The organism is Streptosporangium amethystogenes subsp. fukuiense (genome assembly GCF_042665875.1).
GTDB lineage: Bacteria > Actinomycetota > Actinomycetes > Streptosporangiales > Streptosporangiaceae > Streptosporangium > Streptosporangium fukuiense.
On the sequence record NZ_JBHTEE010000001.1, the window covers coordinates 2,083,354 to 2,098,581 of the forward strand.

13 protein-coding genes, 2 pseudogenes and 1 riboswitch are annotated in these 15,228 nt (G+C 68.1%); of the genes and pseudogenes, 11 read left to right on the top strand and 4 right to left on the bottom strand.

Features of this window, described 5'->3' with window-relative positions; translation table 11 throughout:
* Nucleotides 1–83: 83 nt before the first annotated feature.
* Together ACFQVD_RS08920 and ACFQVD_RS08925 are read left to right on the top strand one after the other, a co-directional pair.
* A pseudogene (locus ACFQVD_RS08920) lies at nucleotides 84–1,897 on the top strand (Tn3 family transposase).
* Entirely contained in the window at nucleotides 1,845–2,246 is a 402-nt protein-coding gene (locus tag ACFQVD_RS08925) for a hypothetical protein (protein ID WP_343971127.1), read from the top strand. Before ACFQVD_RS08920 ends, ACFQVD_RS08925 begins: the two are co-directional and overlap by 53 nt.
* 156 nt (nucleotides 2,247–2,402) lie before the next feature.
* Here ACFQVD_RS08925 and ACFQVD_RS08930 read toward each other — a convergent pair whose 3' ends face one another.
* On the bottom strand, nucleotides 2,403–3,401 hold the full coding sequence (locus tag ACFQVD_RS08930) for an SDR family NAD(P)-dependent oxidoreductase (protein WP_343971124.1): 999 nt from the start codon (nucleotides 3,399–3,401) through the stop codon (nucleotides 2,403–2,405).
* A gap of 82 nt (nucleotides 3,402–3,483) precedes the next feature.
* On the opposite strand from ACFQVD_RS08930, the gene ACFQVD_RS08935 reads away from it, so the two are divergent.
* The 3 genes from ACFQVD_RS08935 to ACFQVD_RS08945 all read left to right on the top strand — a co-directional run bounded on the left by ACFQVD_RS08935 (nucleotide 3,484) and on the right by ACFQVD_RS08945 (nucleotide 5,065).
* Nucleotides 3,484–4,086, top strand: coding sequence for a TetR/AcrR family transcriptional regulator (locus ACFQVD_RS08935; protein WP_343971121.1), 603 nt, complete (start codon nucleotides 3,484–3,486; stop codon nucleotides 4,084–4,086).
* Between the two features lie 216 nt (nucleotides 4,087–4,302).
* Nucleotides 4,303–4,728, top strand: coding sequence for a hypothetical protein (locus ACFQVD_RS08940; protein WP_343971118.1), 426 nt, complete (start codon nucleotides 4,303–4,305; stop codon nucleotides 4,726–4,728).
* Between the two features lie 103 nt (nucleotides 4,729–4,831).
* Nucleotides 4,832–5,065: a transposase gene (locus ACFQVD_RS08945; RefSeq protein WP_386270821.1), complete on the top strand. Its 234-nt coding sequence runs from the start codon at nucleotides 4,832–4,834 to the stop codon at nucleotides 5,063–5,065.
* Nucleotides 5,066–6,302: 1,237 nt separating this feature from the next.
* On the opposite strand, the gene ACFQVD_RS08950 is transcribed toward ACFQVD_RS08945, so the two are convergent.
* Nucleotides 6,303–6,707 (bottom strand): DUF4158 domain-containing protein, encoded by a 405-nt coding sequence (locus tag ACFQVD_RS08950; RefSeq protein ID WP_343971115.1) that lies wholly within the window; start codon nucleotides 6,705–6,707, stop codon nucleotides 6,303–6,305.
* A 91-nt stretch (nucleotides 6,708–6,798) separates the two neighbouring features.
* Between ACFQVD_RS08950 and ACFQVD_RS08955 the strand changes: the two genes are divergently transcribed.
* On the top strand, nucleotides 6,799–8,064 hold the full coding sequence (locus ACFQVD_RS08955) for a hypothetical protein (RefSeq protein WP_343971112.1): 1,266 nt from the start codon (nucleotides 6,799–6,801) through the stop codon (nucleotides 8,062–8,064).
* Between the two features lie 94 nt (nucleotides 8,065–8,158).
* Here the strand turns inward: ACFQVD_RS08955 and ACFQVD_RS08960 are convergent, their stop codons facing one another.
* The gene (locus ACFQVD_RS08960; protein WP_343971109.1) at nucleotides 8,159–9,469 is read right to left on the bottom strand and encodes a hypothetical protein; all 1,311 of its coding nucleotides are present in this window, start codon (nucleotides 9,467–9,469) and stop codon (nucleotides 8,159–8,161) included.
* Nucleotides 9,470–9,853: 384 nt separating this feature from the next.
* Between ACFQVD_RS08960 and ACFQVD_RS08965 the strand changes: the two genes are divergently transcribed.
* Complete coding sequence (locus tag ACFQVD_RS08965; RefSeq protein WP_343971106.1) at nucleotides 9,854–10,000, top strand: hypothetical protein; 147 nt, start codon at nucleotides 9,854–9,856, stop codon at nucleotides 9,998–10,000.
* 373 nt (nucleotides 10,001–10,373) lie between these two features.
* Here ACFQVD_RS08965 and bluB read toward each other — a convergent pair whose 3' ends face one another.
* The gene (gene bluB, locus ACFQVD_RS08970; protein ID WP_343971103.1) at nucleotides 10,374–11,018 is read right to left on the bottom strand and encodes a 5,6-dimethylbenzimidazole synthase; all 645 of its coding nucleotides are present in this window, start codon (nucleotides 11,016–11,018) and stop codon (nucleotides 10,374–10,376) included.
* A gap of 30 nt (nucleotides 11,019–11,048) precedes the next feature.
* Nucleotides 11,049–11,247, bottom strand: a riboswitch (cobalamin riboswitch).
* 306 nt (nucleotides 11,248–11,553) lie between these two features.
* On the opposite strand from bluB, the gene ACFQVD_RS08975 reads away from it, so the two are divergent.
* From ACFQVD_RS08975 to ACFQVD_RS08990, 4 genes and pseudogenes are all read left to right on the top strand, one after another.
* Entirely contained in the window at nucleotides 11,554–12,057 is a 504-nt protein-coding gene (locus tag ACFQVD_RS08975) for a hypothetical protein (protein ID WP_343971100.1), read from the top strand.
* A 32-nt stretch (nucleotides 12,058–12,089) separates the two neighbouring features.
* Nucleotides 12,090–12,989, top strand: a complete 900-nt coding sequence (locus ACFQVD_RS08980; RefSeq protein WP_343971098.1) for a hypothetical protein — start codon at nucleotides 12,090–12,092, stop codon at nucleotides 12,987–12,989.
* A gap of 39 nt (nucleotides 12,990–13,028) precedes the next feature.
* Nucleotides 13,029–14,378, top strand: coding sequence for a hypothetical protein (locus ACFQVD_RS08985; RefSeq protein WP_343971095.1), 1,350 nt, complete (start codon nucleotides 13,029–13,031; stop codon nucleotides 14,376–14,378).
* Nucleotides 14,379–14,766: 388 nt separating this feature from the next.
* Nucleotides 14,767–15,126 (top strand): annotated as a pseudogene (locus ACFQVD_RS08990) (Tn3 family transposase); the annotation flags it as partial.
* Between the last annotated feature and the right edge of the window lie 102 nt (nucleotides 15,127–15,228).

The following is a 15,228-nucleotide window of genomic DNA, read 5'->3' on the forward strand; positions in this document are numbered from 1 at the left end:
TGGGGGGCCTAGAGAGTTGATCTTCGTACCGGTTCGGTGACAGCGCCTGTTTGGCCAGGTTGCGGGGCTTACGTTCCTGGGCCATGCCGTTCGAATTTCTCTCTGATGAGCAGATCGCCCGCTATGGCCGCTTCCCCGAGGAGCCCTCCACCGCAGAGCTGGAGCAGTTCTTCCGGCTGGATCGCAGTGCATGGGATGCGCTGGCGTCCAAACGGCGTCCGGCCATGAAGCTCGGCTGGGCCGTGCAGTGGGGCACGGTGCGCATGCTGGGGGTGTTCCTGACCGACGACCCTCTGGCCGTTCCGCCGGAGGCGGTGGCGTTCGTCGCCGAGCAGCTCGGCCTGGATCCGGCGCACTTGGCCGACTATGGGCACCGGCAGCAGACGGTGTACGAGCATGCCTGGGAGATCCGGGAGTTACTGGACTATCGCGACTTCGGCTCGTGCGAGAGCGAGGTGCGCCAGTACGTGGCGGCGCGGGTCTGGGCCTCGGCGGAGGGGTCTCGGGCGCTGTTCGACCGGGCCCGGGTGCACATGCTCAAGGAGCGCATTCTGCTTCCGGGCATGACCGTGCTGGTGCGGCTGGTGGGCGAGGTGCGGCGGGCGGAGAACGAGCGGCTGCACGCGCTGCTGTCAGGCCGGTTGCCGGCCGAGACACTCGCCGCGCTGGTGGGGCTGCTGGCGGTGCCGGACGGCCAGCGCCGCTCAGAGCTGGAGCGGTTGCGGACGGCACCGACCAAGGCCTCGGGCCGGGTGCTGGCCGCCTTCATCGTGGCCGAGGCGTGCAACGTCGGCCTGGTCCCGATCGAAAAGCCGAACGTGCCCGCCCTGACGCGGGCCCGGCTACAGCAGATCGACCAGGGCTACCTGCGCGCGGAGACGATCGCGGCGGCCAACGCCCGGTTGATCGGCGCCCAGGCCGGCATCGGCATCGTCCAGCATTGGGTCAGCGGGCACATCGCCTCGGCCGACGGGCTGCGCTTCGTGGTCCCGGTGGCCAGCCTGCACGCCGGGCACAACCCCGTCTGTTTCGGCCGGCAGCGCGGCGCGACCTGGCTGAACGTGGTCAATGACCAAGTGATGGGGATCGGTGGCCTGGTTGTGCCGGGCACCCTGCGCGACTCGCTGTTCATCCTGGACGCCATCCACAACCTCGACGGCGGCCCCCGCCCCGAGACGATCATCACCGACACCTCCAGCTACTCCGACCTGGTCTTCGGCCTGTTCGCGATCTGCGGCTACCAGTTCTCCCCGCGTATCGCCGACCTGGCTGACATGCGGCTGTGGCGGACCAACACCCGCGCCACGTATGGGCCGCTGGAACACATGTCTCGCCACGTCGTCCGCCTCGACCGGATCCGCGCCCACTGGGGCGACATGCTCCGCGTGGCCGGCTCGCTCACGATGGGCACCGTGCGCGCCTACGACCTGATCCGCATGCTGTCGGCCGACGGCCGCCCCACCGGCCTGGGAGAGGCGTTCGTGCACTACGGCCGCATCTTCAAGACCCTGCACCTGCTGCAGTTCCTGCACGATGAGGGCTACCGCAGGATGATCGGCGCGCAGTTGAACGTGCAGGAGGCCCGGCACCGGCTCGCCCGCAAGATCGCCTTCGGCAACCGCGGGCAGCTGCGCCAGCGCTACCGCGAGGGCTGGAAGACCGGCTTGGCAGCCTCGGTCTGGCGCTGAACGCGGTCATCTGGTGGAACAGCCTCTATCTGGATGCCTCCGTCCAGCAACTACGCGCCCAAGGCTTCCCGGTCACCGACGAGATGTGCGCCCGACTGTCGCCGATCCAGTACGAGCACATCAACTTCCTGGGCCGCTACGCCTTCACTCGCGCTGATGTCGGCTCCGGGTTGCGCCCCTTCCGCGACCTGCCTGTCGCCACCGGGTGAGCTCGCCGCGGCGCCGTCGGCGGCCGTCTGGCCGCTGATCCGGCGCAGCCACGGCGACCTCGAACGCGACCTCGCCACTCTGCGGCGCGGCGCCGGGGCCCGCGACATCGACGCCGCCGTCCAGCAGATGGAGCGGATCCACATGCTGGAACGGGCGGCCAGCGCCAGGGCGGCCAAGGAAGCCCGCGACCTGCCCACCGGGCGACCGCCTAAGATGACCGCCCAGCAGCGCGCGGCGGCCGCCGCGATGATCGCCTCTGGTATCAAAGCTGAGGACGTCGCTGCCGGGTACGGGGAAGCACAACGAGCCTCGCCTGTTCAGCCGGAATTTCATCCTGAGGATCGTTAATGGAGAAAGGTGCCTCCGACCTGCGGTGATCGGATTGCCTAGATCGCGAGATCGCAGAGAATGGATGCATCTCACAGGCGGTCACCTATGAAACAGACCCCCATCCGTCCCCGGACCGCGTGACTGAGCACGCGGTCCGGGACGTGGTTCATCGCGTCATGCGGAGGCCGCGTCGGAGTGGACTCCCTGGTCAAGCAGGGCGTTGATCATCTCCTGGAGTTGGTCGCGTCCGATGGTGCCGAGTGCGCCGGTCAGGGCCTGGGCGAGCTTGTCGAACGGGTCGTCCATCGGCAGCTCCTTCACCTTCTCGGCCAGTTCCTCCACGCTCCACAGCCCGTCTTTGTGGATGTGGCCGCCGAGGGACCAGCCATGATTGACCGTGACCGTTCCGCCCCGTACCGACAGCACCTGGCCGGTGAGCGGGCAGGCTGCGCCGGCCAGGTAGGCGGCAATAGGTGCGCAGGCGGCCGGGTGCAGTGGGTCGAACCGACCCGCCAGCGGTTCCTCGCTCATGCCTGGAACGGCGAGAGTGAGGCGGGTCCGGGCCATCGAGGGCGAGATGCAGTTGACCCGCACGCCGTACCGGCCGAGTTCGAGGGCGGCCACGGTGGTCAGCGCCGCGACCCCGGCGTTGCCTGCCGCATAAGAGACCTGCGCGGGCAACGGGTTGAGCAGCCCGGAGCCGGAGGAGGTGTTGACCACGGCGCGGTCGGCGTGGACCCCTGCCTGATACCGGTCGCGCCAGTGGCGGGCCGCCCAGTGCGTTACCGCGAAGGTGCCCTTCAGCTTGACGGCCACGACGTCGTCGAAGTCCTCCGCCGACAGGTCGGTCAGGCCCATGTTCCGTTCGATGGTCGCGTTGTTGACCACGACGTGCAGGTCGCCGAAGGACTCCAGAGCCGTCTCCACCATGCGGCGGGCGCCGTCCCAGTCGGTGACGCTGTCGGTGTTGGCCGCGGCCTGTCCGCCGCGGGCAGTGATCTCTTCGACGACCTTCGCGGCTACGCCGGCGTCGCCGCCCGTGCCGTCGATGGCGACGCCTGGGTCGTTGACAACGACCATGGCGCCTTCGGCGGCGAAGAACAGCGCCTCTTCCCGCCCGATGCCGCGCCCTGCTCCGGTGATGAGGACGACTCGTCCGTCCAGACTTCCCATGAATGATCTCCTTTCAATGACTGCAGTCTATGTAGTGATTCATAGTATGCATTAATTCAGAAGATGTAATAGACTGCCCTGTGTGGTGGAGAAGCACGGACTGCGAGAGCGCAAGAAGCAGCGCACCCGGCAGGCACTTATCGAGGCGGCGGTGCGCCTGTTCGAGGACAAGGGCTACGACCACGTGACGGTGGCCGAGATCGCCGACGCCGCGGAGGTGTCCCCCCGCACCTTCTTCCTCCACTTCCAGACCAGGGAGGATGTGCTTCTAGCCAATGCCGACGTGCGCGTCGATCTGGCGCTGCAGGCGATCGCCGAGCGCCGCGCCGGGGAACGGCTGTCCGAGGTGCTGGTGCGGGCGATGGATCAGATGATCGCCGATACCTGGGACAGCGACCTCCCCAGCGGGCTCGCGGCACTGCGGGCACGGCTGGCGGCCTCGGTGCCGGCGCTACAGGCCCGGCTGCTTCAGCGATACCTCACTGCGCAGGCCGAACTGGCCCAGGCTCTGCAGCGGGCATTCCCCGACAGACTTGACACGATCACCGCCTCCGCCTTGGTCGGCGCGATGGTGGGCGCGATCAGCGCATCCGCATTGACCGCGCTGCAGCGCGGCGACGGACCCAGCGAGGTACGGAACGCCATGCGGCAGGCCATGGCTTTGGTGGCGCAATCCGTCACCTGACCTCGTCCATCCGGCCATGTGCCGAAGCCGTAACTAGCTCGTGCGGGGGAGGCGATTCACCCTCACAGGTGATCAATCGTCCTCGAGGCCAGTAGAGGGTACAGGTATGGCGATCAAACTCTTGCATGCGGCCCCGGCCACCAGCGACACCGCACAACCTGCCCCACGCTGGGCGCTCCGTACCGCCTACGCGCTTCCCTGGCTGCTGCTCCCCACGTGCCTGTGGAGGTTGCCTTTCACTTCGACATGGGCCAGCTCAACGACGCGCCTGTGTCACCGTTGTGGATCAGCATCCCCTATGTCTTCGGGCTCAGCGTGCTCACCGAGTTGGCGGCGCTGCTCAGCATCAGTCTGGTGCGCGGCTGGGGCGAGGTGGTCCCGAGCTGGATCCCGGTCATCGGCGGCAGACGTGTGCCGCCCATGGCAGCGGTCGTCCCTGCCGTGGCCGGTGGGCTGCTCTTGACTGCGGTCTCGGTCTGGATGGTGCTCTCCTGGGTCGGCGTCTCCGGCAGCATGGCGTACGAGAATGGCTGGTGGCAGGCGCTGGCGATGGTGTCCATCACCCCAACGGCGCTGTGGGGCCCGATATTGCTCGCCCTGGCCTACTCCTACCACCCGCGCCGCCGCCCCGCCCGCGGGTGAGAGGTCCTAACAGAATGATCTTTGTTGTGCTTTGATCTCTCGCTGTAGCCGAGAGAGGAGCACGGGTGGCCAAGCCGAAGCCGTGGGAGGTCAGTGACGAGCTGTGGGCGGTGATGAGCCGCTGTTGCCCCAGCGTCAGCGGCGTTTCCGCCATCCAGGGCGCAAGCGGTTGGATGACCGGCTGGCCTTGCAGGGCATCTTGTTCGTGCTGCATACCGGCATCGCTTGGGAGCACCTGCCGCAGGAGCTGGTGGGGATGCCGGCCTGGGCGCAGAAGTCCGCGACCTCGTCCCGGCACTCCTCCCAGGTCATCATCTGGGCGTGCAGGTTGGCGTAGGAGTCGGAGCCGGCCACGGCGATGTCGCCGCTGCGCAGCTCGGCGGCCAGGTAGGAGAACACGCAGACCTCCAGGTGCCGGCGGGCGAGCATCCCGGGCCGACGCTTGTCCCGCAGGGTTTTGCGCCACATGTCCGAGGCGAACGTCGTGATGTCGATGGACACCTCGGTCTTGTCCTTGCCGCGGCCCAGGACGACGGTCTCCTCGATCCAGTCCCCGCGGCGGGCGCGCACGAACTCCAGTGCGTCCAGCACCGAACGGTCCTCGCTGGTCGCCTCGAACGAGACGGAGTCGACAAGGGTGAACAGGGCCGCACGGTGGGACTTGTAGTACTGCTCCAGCAGCGGCAGGTAGTTGTTGCCGTGGTAGGCGGCCACCGCCTGGTGCGCGGCCGCCAGGTGCTCCAAGCCGCCGGCGGACTCCAGCGCCTTGAGCACCAGCCGACCGGTTCGTGCCGCGAGCTCGTCCGCGCCGCTGACGTTGGGCGACGCACCTTCCTCACCGAGGCCATCATCAACGACAGCCGACTTGTCATCCTCTGCGTCGTCGGCGACCTCCTCGCCGTCCTCGGCCCGTGCGTCTTCCGTATCGGGGTCGGCGGATTCTGGGTCCGGCTCCGGCGGCGGCCCGGTCGGGGCGGCCGCGTCTTTGGCGGCCGCAAGGACCTCGCCGAAGACCTCCAGCAGCCGCTCGGACTCGGCGCGGTGCTGCTCGCGCAGCTCCTCCAGCCGGTCCTTGCCCTTGCGATGGATGATCGCCAACCGCTTACAGAACATGTCGGTGACCTCGTCCCGCGCCGCCGCACGCAGCACGTGGATCAGGCTGGCCAGCAGGGTCAGGCGCTTGGCCTCGCCGATCCTGACGAAGTCCTCGACCGTAGTGGTCCTGGCCTCCCCGGCGAAATGCCCGACCTTCCCCGGCGGGATCCCGTCCAGCCACCTCTCGGTGGGGCCGAAGGAGTCCAGCCACTGCGTGTGCTCCAGGCGCTGCTTGAACTTCGTCAGGCTCGCCGCCTTCGGCGGATCCTTCAGCTTGTCGAAGCCGCTGCGCCTGGTCGCCGGATCCACCATCATCAAAGCGTGCAGTCCCGAACGCCGGGCCGGATCGATCCGGCCCGCCGCGGCGTCGAAGAAGCCCCGGTTGACCCGGGCCCGGATGGTCTTCGTCGACAGGTCCAGCGTGGTGTAGCCGGGAAGCTCACAGCCCTTCTTCACCAACACGTCCAACGCCACGTTGATCAGGTCAGCCGGGTTGTCCTTAGTCTGGGCGGCCTGCTCGATCGCCTCCTCGGCGATGCCCCGCGCCTGTGCGGAGTTGTCTTCACCCCCAGCCGCTTGCGAACCAGATCGCGCTGACGCTTCGCCGTGCGCACGGCATCCACTTCGGCAGCGACGCTGGCCGGGAGGTTCAGCGCGTCGCGGACGTGTTCGACAACGGCGTCCGGCACGTCCTCCAGCTTTGGGAAGTAGCCCAGGCGTCGGTAGCTCTTGAGCCACATCATCAGGGCCAGCAGATGCGCGTCGGTCGAGGACTTGTCCCGCGCCCACTCGATCTCGTCGTCCGACGGGGTGAACGCGTCGGCCAGATCACGCGACGCCATCCGCTTGAACGTCGGGTAGGCGGTGCGATCGATCGACGTCACACGCACCTCGAAGATACGACCGACAGGACCCCGGGCATCATAGCCATGGCCGCTATTCGCTCGCTCAGCGCCTCCACCACGGGGATACTGCATGTCGATGATCGAATATGACAGTCCGGCCTCGTTTCGCGGTCAGCTCCAACGGGGACGCGGTGCCGCAGTGCATCGCACGTCGACCGCTCCCGGCGCCGTCGACGCGGTGTATGAGTGCGTGATTACGGACACGCGCTGGGACCGACAAGTTGATCAACGCGACAGCTACCTCGCCGGTCTCATCGCTCGGCTCGACCTGCCACTGGCACCGATCCAACAGCACCTGCTCACGTACGACGGCGAGGACGCCGAACCGGTTGAGCTTGCCTTGCAGGTCCTTGCCCTGCTTCCGATGGTCGGTCGACTCGACGCGGCGGCCGTGCTGCGCGGGTACGCGATCGACGGGCCGCATTGGTCCACGGCACTGGAGGCGATCGGCGACAGCGGGGCGATGAAGCTTCCCGCCATCTGGGACGGGCTCGCTGACGACATCATCGCCAACCGCGACGATGCCCAGCTTGCACAGGCGATCTGGTGCGACACGGAGCCGTGGACGACGTTCGCGCAGTCCCGGCCACGGGTCCGGCGAATCATCGACGAGCTCAAGGCCTCCCGTTCACCCGGACCGGCCAGGCGCGACACACGACCCGAAATCGTCGCCATCGACAACGAAGACCTGATCGGGCTTGTCGCTGCCGGCGGCTCCGAGCGGCGGCGGGCGCTGGAGGAACTGGGTAGGCGCGGCGATCGCATCGTCTTCGACTTCGCCGAAGACCCCGGCCTACGCAACGCGGCCGGGTGGCTGCCGGGTATCCCACAGGCGCTCCACCACCTTGGGCCAGACGCGCTGCCACGCGCCCGCACGTGGATCGGCAGCGGCGACGACACACTCGTCGCGTTCGGGGAGCGTGTCTTGGCAGAGGTCGGTGACCGGGGCGATGCGCCGGTGTTGCTGGCCGCGTTGCACCGCACAGTCGTCGCTGGGGAATGGTGCGCTGCCGAGGTTCCAGCACGAGGCCTGGGCCGGTTGGGGATCCATGAAGCCGCGAGCGAGCTCATGGCCGCGTGGGAAGGCACGGTTCATTCACTTGCCCGGGAAGCGTTCCTGGACGGGCTTCGGGGATGTACGCCGCATGAAGCCGAAGCCGTCATGGTCGAGGGACTTGACGATTGCGAGCCAACGGTTCAGCAGCGCGCGTGTGAGGCAGCGCCAGATACGGCCGCAGTCCGCTTGCGTCTGCGGGAGTTGACTGCCGATCCCCTGACACCTGAGGTTCATGAGGCCGCGAACACGAAACTGCAGGTCCTGGCCATCAGTCCCTGAGCTTCTCACCCGCGCAGCATTACCTGACCAGAAACCGGCGTCGACCTGCGGGGAAGCACTACCAAGATCGGGTCATGGCCCCTTTCTCACGTATTCAGTTCCCAGCCCTAGGCAGGAGGTCGAGGGTATCGGTGAGGGCGGCGCGGCCCCTGCGCAGGGCAGCGGCCGGGGCGGCCCCTGCCGGTCCCTGCCAGCGGAGATAGACCATGGTGGAGCCGTGGCGCACGGCCACGGCGATGTGCGCCACGGAGTCGTGACGGGCAGGACGGCGCTGCGAGCCAGGGCGCCGCACGGCGAAAGCCTCGATCTCTCCTGTCCAAGAACCCCTGGTGAAGGGCTCGAGGCGGCGGTCGATGCTGTAGGACAGCGCGTCGTCGGAGTCGCAGGGCTTCACCCCCTTGCCAGTCGAGACGCCCCAACGGGCCCGGAGGATCGGCCGGATGCGTGCCTGTTCGGCGCTCTGCTCGTCGGCCAGGAACAGCACGTCCTCACGGATGGAGACCTCGCCGATCAGACGGCGCGTGATGGCCGGAGCACCGCCGTGCACGTTCTCGTCGAAACCCGACGGGCAGACCAGATCATGCAAGAGACCAACAGGGTCGGGCCACGGCCTCATGTCCTTGCCGTAGACGGACGGCGGAGGCAGGGCCGCGGCCATCATGGTCGAGGTGGCCCGCGAGGTGACGCCGGCCGGGGCGGGCGCGGAGGGGGCGCCGCCCACGGCGGCCAGCACGGACGCCGCCGCCTCGGTGCCCTGGAGCAGCGGGCTCTGGCCCGGCCTGCCGCCTGCCTCGAACGCCCAGGCCCACGACACCTCGGCCAGCAGCGCGCCGCGTGCGGCCACGATCGTCACCCTGGCGCCCGAGTCGCCGTACTCCGTCCAGCTCTCCGTGGTGACCAGGACCCGCACCCCGTGCCACCCCCAGCGATCGAAATCGGCCACGTCACTGATCGCATCGCCCTCCCGAGGGCGGCGGCCACACTCCTCGGCGCCGCGCCGGGTCGCCGCGACCAAGCGGCTCGCCTGATCGGGTGAAGTGATCCAGAACCGTACCTCCAGCGGATCGGCCACCTCCGGAGCGTGCAGCTCGCCGGTGTAGGCGGGCACGCCCTCAGGCGGCAGCCGCGCCTCGATGCCCTGCTTCTGCTCCGGCCAGCACCAGTGCAGGAGGGGCGTGTCCAGGCTCATCGCGAAGGGGGCGAAGGTGAGGTCCGGCAAGAAGCTCTCGAAGACCTCGTCGTCCAGACGGTCCCGCAGTCGCTCGGCGATCTCCTCGGCCGAGGCCGCCGCGTCCGCGGGCATCGGCAGCGCAGGCATCTTCAACTGGTCGAAGCCACCCAGGGTGAACAACAAAGTGGCGGCCGCAGCCGCGATGCGCAGCCCAGGACGCCTGGAAAGATCCACAACGGACATGATGCCGTACACCCGGCCAAGTTCACCGGAAAGCGATCAAGGAGCTCTTTCCGACCTGGCCCGCTCCTCCCGAACGTGTCCCCGGCCGCCAAGTAGCGGCACGGCTCTGTTTTCGGAAGTGCCGAGCTGGGCTTTCACCCTTGCGTTATGTGTGTTCTCCGAAGCAGTGGTCATTTCCGCTTGGGGTCGCTTCCGAGAAAACGATCTTCTTAGAAGCCCGATGACCCGCGCACATAGACCTACTTTGGGGCTGGGGCCGTGTTCGGGAGAAGCACGCCATCTACGGTCGCAACCCCGACGGGCGATCGTCACGGCCTCGCCACGATCCCTCGAAGTCGGGGACATGGCCGGGGTCCGCGAGTCAGGGGCGGGGCCATGCGAGAGGTGACCTTGCCGGGTGGTCCTTTGGGCGGGGCGACGGTACCCGGGCCGATGGTGCTGGCGGACGAGGCGTTGGAGACCGGGGCGTTGGAGACCGGGGCGTACATGGTCGTCCCCGGTGAGGAGCGTCGGGCGGTGTAGGAGCCGCTCCAGGACGCCGATCCCTGGATCTGGCACTACCGCGGAATGCTGTCGCTCTGACGTTGCTGGGTTGGGCGGCCCCGGTGAGCGGGACCGAGCGCGCGTGGCGGCGGCGGCCGGGACCGGCCTCCAGGCCGGTCCCGGCCGCGCGGCGGGCCGCGCGGCCGTGGGGCCGCCCCTTGACCCCTATGGGGGTCCCCGTAGTAATCGCGGAAAATACAACGGATATGGGTCTGCCTGCGTAGATAGAGCTTGACCCGCCATCCACATGATCATGTTGCCAAGGAGTCTCCGCAGATCAGCGGCGACATCGTTGGATTCACAGCAATTACTACCGGAACCCCTTGTAGATGGTGGCGTCAGGTTGGGTGAGTTAACGGTGGCCGAGGCCGCTCGTCCCCCATTGGTCGTGATGGATGGCGGCGGCCAGCGGGCGCCGTCGCCGCCATCCGTGCCGTTCCAGATCAGGGGCCTCTTCGAGGTGGGTGACGGGACCGAGACACAGCCACGCGACCGGACGGATCTGAACGGGGATACCGAGCAGGTCCCGCACAAAAGGCTCACGGTAGAACGACACCCAGCCGATGCCGAGCCGTTCGGCGGTCGCGGCCAGCCACAGGTTCTGGATGGCCAGGCACACCGAGTACAGGCCGGCGTCGGCGATGGCGTGGCGGCCGAGCACCGCGGGACCGCCCCTGTCCTGGTCATAGGTGACCACGACGGACAGCGTCGACTCGCGCACCCCGTCGATCTTGATCTGGGCGAACCGCCGGGCGGCCTCGTCATCGAGGGTGGCGGCGAAGGTCGCCCGCTCGTGCTGGACGTGGTCGTGGAAGGCGCTGCGGATCTCGGCGTCGCGCACCACGACGAAGTCCCACGGCTGGGACAGCCCGACGCTGGGGGCGGCGTGAGCCGCCGACAGCACGCGGTGCAGCACCTCGTCCGGCACGGGTCCGCCGGTGAACTGGCCTCGCACGTCGCGGCGGCGGTGAATGACATCGTAAAGCTGGCTGTTCATGGGCAGGCTCCCGCTGCGTCGTGCCCCTGGCGGGGCGATGGGCGCGAGGCCGGTCTTCGGACTCCCGGATCAACGCCTGACCGCCCGCCTTCCCAGCCCTTACGAGCCAGTGGCTGTGCTTCGCACGTGGACGGCGGCTTCCCGGTCACCGCGGCGGGCCCGTGCCGGAATCACACCGGCTTCCCGATTCTCCTCGCGACCGCAAGGCACCTCGCAACAGTTCGCCGAGAGTACGATAGTTGATCACCTCACCGCTTGCGATTGTGGCCGGGCCGGGCCGGGTCCTTGACCCCTATAAGAACAATTCGGCAACTCGCTCCAAGAGATCGTTGTCAGGTCTCATGATCTGCGCGACAGATCGTGCTCAGGATCTGTGTGACACTTCGCCGAGTGCTGGCGGACTGGAAAGCGGCGACGCCTCTGATCAGGGACACGCCAGGCGTGGCAATCTTGCTTTGCGTATTCGGATCGCTACTTTTTGCATGCGTCTCGTTGATGCGCGCACCCTGATTCGTTTGTCCGCAGGAAGAGGAACATGCACCACATCCGCATATCTGGCTTCTTCGTCATGCTCACCTCGGCATTGGCAATCGCCTGCGCCCCTGTCCCCGCGGCCATGGCCGTCACCTCCCCCGTGCTTCAGGCGGATCCTCCCAAGGAGGAAACCTGCCCCAACGGGCAGCCGAAACCGTGCGGCGCCCAGGAGGAACGCGGCGGCGTCGACGCCGACCGAGAAGAGACCAAGAAGGACACGGCCAAGGCCAAGGAGGACATCGCCGAGGCCAAGAAGAAGGTGGAGGAATGCCCTCCGACCTCCAAGCAGTGCATGGAGAACCTCATCGGCGACGGCGGCCAGCAGCGCAAGGACCTCGACGACACCCGGCAGGCGCTGGCCAACTTCCGGCCCGCACCCTCAGACAACGCCGCATCCGCCATCGCCGAAGCGTGTGACGAGTTCGCCGCGGGCCTGCCTGCCGCACTGCGCAACTCCCCTGACTTCTCCCAGCTGACCGGTGTCTGCGAGCTGATGAACCCATGACCGCCGTGAACTCTCCTCTTCGTTGGACACCGATGGTTTTCACCGCCGTCCTGGTCGCGCTCGTTCCGGCGACCGCCTTGGCCACCCCCGCACCCGGTGTGCCCGACGTTCCTGTCGCCCGGGCCTTCGACGGCGACAAGCCGCTGCCATCAGTGGACGAGGCGGTCAGGCGGTGCGCGGAAAATCCCGGCGCCTGCCGCTTCCGTATCGACTCACAGGCTTCCGGTGAGTACTACAGTGCCGTGAAGTCCCTGGGCAACGCGGTCATCAACTGCACCAAGGACCCGATCACCGTGGAACGCCAGGTCACCTTGCGTACCGGCAGCACAGATAACCTCGGTGGTGAGATAACCGGCAACATCTCGGTCGAGGGGCAGGTCAACGCCTCCGGCGAGGTCTCCGCAGGGGTGTCGGGAGAAGGTAGCGGGACCTTCACCACACCCAACACCCAGCAAGGGCCATACGCGGCGTTCAGTGCCAAAGGAGGGGCGAACGGCAGCGGAAAGCTGGCGGGCTCGCTCGGCGCCAAGGGCGCCTTCGAGGGCGCCTTCAAGCTCCACTACCAGCGCAGCTGGACCACCGAGAACACCGAGGCGACCCAGTACACCACCACCGTCCGCTCGGGCGACGCCCTGGTTTTTGGGGCCAGCTCCGCCATGCAGCGGGTCGCGGGAAAGATCACCATCGGCGGCCTGCAGGTGCGCAACGTCACGGTCGACGGCCCCTCGACCGTGAACACCAGCACCTTCGTCGCCGACACCTTCACCGTGCCGGGCGACACCTGCGACCGGTTGCGGCCCGCGAGCAAGACCGCCGTGGAAGACACCGTCAATCGCGGATTCCGCAGGGCTGATCGCTCAACGATCCTTCCCGCGCTGCCGCAAGGCGCGCGGCTGAGGCAATGCACCGTGCTCGCCGCCGGGCGTTCCTGACCGCCCCGCCTGAGCACCCCTTTTTTCGTGGAGATCATCATGACGTCACCACACACTCCCGTCAGGGCCGCCGTCGCCGGCGCACTGTTGTTGGGCCTGGGCCTGGCGGCACAGCCCGCACACGCCACCCAGCTCGCCCCTGCCGCAGCATCCGCGCAGACCACAGGGCCCGATACCAAGCCAGTCACCGTCATCAACGGCGACTTCGCCCTGCCCGCCTTCACCGGCACCGGCCCGAACTGGGCAGCTGTCCAGGGCTGGTCTGTCGGCTCGACCAATGGAGCCGGCACATCCTACGGCGTCGCCCGCTACGCAGGCACCGTCTCAGGCCACCCCGACGGCAAGACGGCCGTCATGCTTCGCCTGCCGAACGCCACCACCCACTCCTTCAAGCAGCGGCTGCGCGGTGTGCGCGCGGGCGCCCAGGTCACCGTCACCTTCGACGACAGCCCCGGTGTGGCCGCCGCCTGCACCCCGGCGGCCCTTACCCAGGGCCAGGCCTACACCGTCGAGGGCGACGGCGGCCAGGCCGGCGCCCGGACCACCGCCCCGGACCCGGACAAGAAACCCAACGTCCTGGGCACCGGTGTCTGGCGCACCGGCCAGACCTACACCTTCACCGCCAGCGAGCACGAGCCGCTGCTCACCTTCACCTCCCAAGTACCCGCCACCGACAACGCCAGAGGCGACTGCGGCCCCCTGATCGCCAATGTGCGGGCGGCCCAGATCCCGCCACCGGTGGACAAGACCATCCCGAAGAGCGCGCTGCCGGCCTCCCAGGCCTTCTACGGCAACGACCGCAGGCCGGTCGCCGACGCCGTCAACCACTGCGCGAGCGCGCCCGGCACCTGCTCCTTCACCCCGCAGGAGGCCTACTCCTACACCTACTACGAGCCTGCGAAGGCCAACGGCGACACCTACATCAACTGCACCCGCAACGCCCTGACCCGCACCCGTCCCGTCACCGTCGCGGGGCGCTCCTACGGAGACCTGCCCACCAAGGCCGGACTACCGGGCAGCGCGGGCGCGGCCAGCTCCATGGCCCAACAGTTCGCCGCCGGGGCTGGAACGGCTCCCAGCTGGTCCACCTCCATCACCCACAACGTCACCGAAGTCGCCCAGCCCGCCGAGGCCTCATGGGTGGAAACCCAAGCCGGACGCCGCCGTACCGAGGGCTGGTTCACCACCAGCCCGGCTCCCGCCGACCCCCACACCGAGTGGCGCCTGTACACCGTCCTGGACTACCCCGCCACCGAGCTGTCCGACCGCCTCTACCAGCGCACCGGTCCGATGACCGGCTCCGAGAAGCAGCGCTGCCAGTCCAACCGCCCCACCGCCACCACTCCAGTCGGCGCCGATGCCCCCGCGGGTTTCGAACGCGCCCACTGAGACGGGGCATGACGAGCATCCGAACGAAAAGTCCCGTTAAGGGGGCGTAAGCCGGAAAGAGGCAACAGCCGGTGCCACGCGGTCTGTCCTGCCGCTCGGCGAGGGCGGATTTCGGCGGTCTGCTGCCGAACGGGCCACGAGACCGAATCGGCAAGGGAACCAATGTGGAAGCGTTGACGGCCCGGGACTCCTATAGCTCCGGCGAGCCGCCACTCAGTTGATCAGTGGGTGCGGGGGCGGGGCGCCAGCACTTCGGTGACCTTGGCGATGGCCTCAGCTCCGGGTTTGACCTGGGGTGATGCCGTTAGGTGACCGGACAGAGTCCATGTTCTGTCCTGTGCGCCGACCGCCATTGCCCTTTTCCGACTTACTTGGTCTGCCCCCCAAGCAGTTGTCGGTCCAGGAGTCCCGGCACCGGCTGGCCCGCAAGATCTGCCACGGCAACGCCGGGAAGATCCGGCAGGCCTACCGGGAAGGCCAGGAAGACCAGCTGGCCGCCCTCGGGCTCGTGCTCAACGCCGTGGTGTTGTGGAACTCCCGCTACCTGAGCGCGATCATCGACCAGCTGCGCGCTCAAGGCGTGCCGGTCAAGGACGCCGACGTGGCCCGGCTGTCCCCGCTCGGCCATGCCCATCTCAACTGCCTGGGCCGCTACGCTATCGCCTCCTCCGCACCCGCCGGGGACCTTCGGCCGCTCGGCGAGGCAGCGCTGCCCGAGGCCGTCGTGGTGGACGAGGACGGGGTGTGAGCCGCCTTCCTCGGCGGTCCTCTCCTTCACATCCGAAGGAGTGCATGTGCCGTCCATGTCCTAGCATCGAAGGATCCGGCACCCGTGGGTGTCTGCCGACCG

What these genes read in the sequence shown, in the direction of transcription:
- ACFQVD_RS08975 (WP_343971100.1), top strand. Translation starts at nt 11,554, where the DNA reads ATGCACCACATCCGCATATCTGGCTTCTTCGTCATGCTCACCTCGGCA.
- ACFQVD_RS08925 (WP_343971127.1), top strand. Translation starts at nt 1,845, where the DNA reads ATGTCGGCTCCGGGTTGCGCCCCTTCCGCGACCTGCCTGTCGCCACCG.
- ACFQVD_RS08985 (WP_343971095.1), top strand. Translation starts at nt 13,029, where the DNA reads ATGACGTCACCACACACTCCCGTCAGGGCCGCCGTCGCCGGCGCACTG.
- bluB (WP_343971103.1), bottom strand. Translation starts at nt 11,018, where the DNA reads ATGAACAGCCAGCTTTACGATGTCATTCACCGCCGCCGCGACGTGCGA.
- ACFQVD_RS08980 (WP_343971098.1), top strand. Translation starts at nt 12,090, where the DNA reads ATGGTTTTCACCGCCGTCCTGGTCGCGCTCGTTCCGGCGACCGCCTTG.
- ACFQVD_RS08930 (WP_343971124.1), bottom strand. Translation starts at nt 3,401, where the DNA reads ATGGGAAGTCTGGACGGACGAGTCGTCCTCATCACCGGAGCAGGGCGC.
- ACFQVD_RS08965 (WP_343971106.1), top strand. Translation starts at nt 9,854, where the DNA reads ATGCGAGAGGTGACCTTGCCGGGTGGTCCTTTGGGCGGGGCGACGGTA.
- ACFQVD_RS08955 (WP_343971112.1), top strand. Translation starts at nt 6,799, where the DNA reads ATGTCGATGATCGAATATGACAGTCCGGCCTCGTTTCGCGGTCAGCTC.